Source organism: Lysobacter enzymogenes, from assembly GCF_017168095.1.
Lineage (GTDB): Bacteria > Pseudomonadota > Gammaproteobacteria > Xanthomonadales > Xanthomonadaceae > Lysobacter > Lysobacter enzymogenes_D.
In genome coordinates, this window is record NZ_LXSD01000142.1 from 1 (window position 1) to 3,297 (window position 3,297).

General features: G+C 70.2%; 3 protein-coding genes. 1 reads left to right on the top strand and 2 read right to left on the bottom strand.

Translation table 11 applies throughout. The features are described from left to right. Positions 1–158: 158 nt before the first annotated feature. Both fmt and def read right to left on the bottom strand, forming a co-directional pair. Entirely contained in the window at positions 159–1,082 is a 924-nt protein-coding gene (gene fmt / locus A7A76_RS04015) for a methionyl-tRNA formyltransferase (RefSeq protein ID WP_206409986.1), read from the bottom strand. Positions 1,083–1,228: 146 nt separating this feature from the next. Then, positions 1,229–1,741, bottom strand: a complete 513-nt coding sequence (gene def / locus A7A76_RS04020) for a peptide deformylase (RefSeq protein ID WP_206409987.1) — start codon at positions 1,739–1,741, stop codon at positions 1,229–1,231. 172 nt (positions 1,742–1,913) lie between these two features. On the opposite strand from def, the gene A7A76_RS04025 reads away from it, so the two are divergent. Then, on the top strand, positions 1,914–3,068 hold the full coding sequence (locus tag A7A76_RS04025) for a LysM peptidoglycan-binding domain-containing protein (RefSeq protein WP_206409988.1): 1,155 nt from the start codon (positions 1,914–1,916) through the stop codon (positions 3,066–3,068). Positions 3,069–3,297 lie beyond the last annotated feature (229 nt).

The window sequence follows — 3,297 nt, forward strand, 5'->3', positions numbered from 1 at the left end:
CGGCCGCGCGCTCGCCTTCCGCAGCGGGCCGCTCGGGCGCGGCCGGCGGGTAACGCGCGGCGTCCAGCGAATCCAGCTTGCGCAGCCGACCGGCCGCGGGGCGCGCATCGCCGTCGCGCGGCGCATCGGGCTTGGGCGGTTCGCGGCGCTCGCTCATCTCAGCGCACCATCGCCAGATCGCGGCGTCCGTTCAAATAATCGGCGGCGGTGATCGCCTTGCCGCCTTCGCGCTGCAGCACGCGGATGCGCAACGCACCTTCGCCGCAGGCCACGTCGATGCCGTCGCGCCCGGCCAGCAGCACCGTGCCCGGTTCGGCGCGGTGCTCCAGCGGCAGCGCCACCGCGCCGTGCACGCGCACGCGTTCGCCGGCCAGCAGCGCATCGGCCATCGGCCAGGGATTGAACGCGCGCACCTTGTTGGCCAGCGCGGTCGCCGGCCGTCTCCAGTCCAGCCGCGCTTCGGCCTTGTCGAGCTTGTGCGCGTAAGTCACACCGTGCTCGGACTGCGGATGCGGCGGCAGGGTCAGGCCCGCCCGCAGCAGGCCCAGCGCGTCGCGCAGCACCTGCGCGCCGATGTCGGCGAGGCGGTCGTGCAACTGGCCGCCGGTTTCGTTGGCGCCGATCTCGGTGTCGTTGGCCAGCAGCACCGGGCCGGTGTCCAGGCCCTTCTCCATGCGCATCAGGCACACGCCGGTCTCGTCGTCGCCGGCCTCGATCGCGCGCTGGATCGGCGCCGCGCCGCGCCAGCGCGGCAGCAGCGAGGCGTGCAGGTTCCAGCAGCCGTAGACCGGGATGTCGAGCACCGACTGCGGCAGGATCAGGCCGTAGGCGACCACGATCATCAGGTCCGGCTGCAGCGCGCGCAGCGCCTCGCGCGAGACCTTCTGCCTGAAATTCTCCGGCTGCAGCACCGGGATGCCGCGCAGCAGCGCCTCGCGCTTGACCGGCGACAGCGCCATCTCGCGGCCGCGTCCGGCCGGGCGGTCGGGCTGGGTGTAGACGGCCAAGACCTCGTTGTACTGCGCGGCGGCGCGCAGCGCGGGGACGGCGAATTCGGGGGTTCCGGCGAAGACAAGGCGCATGGGATTCGCAATCAGGTATCAGACAGGGGCGCAGCGGCGGCGCGGCGAGCGGGAACAGCGGGACGCGTCGGACATGAAACGAGCGAGGGCACGCACCGCAAGGTGCGCGCCCCCGATCCCGAATCGCAAATCCAGGCTCCCGGCGCTTACGCCGACAGCCGCTTCTGCTTGGCCAGCTTCTTGCGCACCATCTCGCGCTTGAGCGGCGAGAGGTAGTCGACGAACAGCTTGCCTTCCAGGTGGTCCATCTCGTGCTGCACGCACACCGCCAGCAGGCCGTCGGTGGTCAGCTCGAACGGCTGGCCGTCGCGGCCGATGGCGCGCACGGTGATCTGGTTGGCGCGGGTGACGTCGGCGAAGATGCCGGGCACCGACAGGCAGCCTTCCTGATACACCTGCTCGCCGGCGCGCTCGACGATTTCCGGGTTGATGAAGACCAGCGGCTGGTTCTTCTCTTCCGACACGTCGATCACCATGAAGCGCTGGTGCACGTCGACCTGGCTCGCGGCCAGGCCGATGCCCGGGCACTCGTACATGGTCTGGAACATGTCGTCGAGCAGGCGCTGGAACGCCGGTTCGGTCACGCGCGCGGGATCGACCGTCGCCGCTTTGGTGCGCAGTCGGGGGTCGGGGAACTCAAGGATCGGTAACAGGGCCATAGGGCACCTAAAATGGGGGCGTGGGTCACATACGCAAGTTTTCGTTGCATTGTACCCCCATTCCAGGCCGTCCATAGGCGCTCAATGCCTGATAGTGTTGCGCGACTTCTGGGCTATAGTCCGGGTGCCCGCAAAGGGCAAACCTGGAAGGGGAATCAGGTAGATGGCCGCCATGTTTAAACCGATCCGCGCGGTTTTCGCCGCCGCGTTGCTGACTGTCGCCACTTACGCCATCGCGGCGGAACTGCGCGGCGACCACCCCTCGACCTACGTGGTCAAGCGGGGCGACACCCTGTGGGACATCTCCGCGCGCTTCCTCAAGAAGCCGTGGCTGTGGCCGGAAATCTGGCAGGCCAACCCGCAGATCAAGAACCCGCACCTGATCTATCCCGGCGACGTGATCTCGCTGGCCTACCTGGACCGCGTGGCCCAGGCCCAGGTCCAGCCGGGCCCGCGCCAGGAAGCGCCGATCACCGGCGTGCCGCTGGCCGAGATCGAACCGTTCCTGAAGAACCTGCGCGTGGTCGACAAGTTCGAGGACCTGCCCTACGTGGTCGGCCTGGAAGAAGACCGCCTGCGCGTGACCCAGGGCCAGGTCGCCTACATCAAGGGCCTGCCGGAGACCAGCCCGGGCACCCGTTACGCCGTGGTCCGCCCGACCCAGCGCTACACCCGCCTGGACCGCGTGGCCTGCTGCGACATCATGCGCGCCGCCGACCTCGACTTCCGCGGCAAGCGCACGGTCGACTTCGAAGCGATCTGGACCGACGTGGTGGTGCCGGACAAGGGCCGCGAGCTGCTCGGCTACGAGCTGCTGCAGGTCGGCACCGGCACCCTGAGCCGCGGCGCCGTCGGCGGCATGCAGGCCTCGACCCTGGTGGTCGACGACACCGGCCGCGAAATCCGCGTCGGCGACCGCCTGATCCCGGTCGAAGCCCAGCCCTACGACCTGCAGTTCTTCCCGCATCCGCCCAAGGCCCAGTTCGACTACGGCCGCGCGCAGGTGCTGTCGGTGGCCGACCTGGTCAAGAACGGCGGTCCGCGCGACGTGATCGCGCTGTCGGTCGGCAGCCGCGACGGCATCGACAACGGCACCGTGTTCTCGACCTGGCGCGTGGGCAGCCGCGCGGTGGATCGGGTCAAGGTCGGCCCGAACCGCGACGAGACCCTGGTCGGCAAGAACTCGCGCGTGCGCCTGCCGGACGAATTCGCCGGCCACGCGATGGTGTTCCGCACCTTCGACAAGGTCAGCTACGCGCTGATCATGGACGGCGTGCGCCCGACCAAGGTCGGCTACGAGCTCAAGCACCCCGACTCGCCGTACTGAGCCCGCAGCGCGGGCTTCTCCTACGGTCGGCAACGACGGCGCCTGCGGGCGCCGTCGTCGTTTGCGGGCTAGGCTGGGGCATGCCCGACACCGACGCTTCCGCTCCGCACGCCGGCTTTCGTTCGGCCGACTCCGGCCCAGCCGGCCCCCGTTCCGCCGATCCGCGCGTCGCCGAAGGCCGCCGCGCCGGCCCGCCCGCGGCCGCCGGCGCGATCGCCGCCGAACCCGA

What these genes read in the sequence shown, in the direction of transcription:
- fmt (WP_206409986.1), bottom strand. Translation starts at nt 1,082, where the DNA reads ATGCGCCTTGTCTTCGCCGGAACCCCCGAATTCGCCGTCCCCGCGCTG.
- def (WP_206409987.1), bottom strand. Translation starts at nt 1,741, where the DNA reads ATGGCCCTGTTACCGATCCTTGAGTTCCCCGACCCCCGACTGCGCACC.
- A7A76_RS04025 (WP_206409988.1), top strand. Translation starts at nt 1,914, where the DNA reads ATGTTTAAACCGATCCGCGCGGTTTTCGCCGCCGCGTTGCTGACTGTC.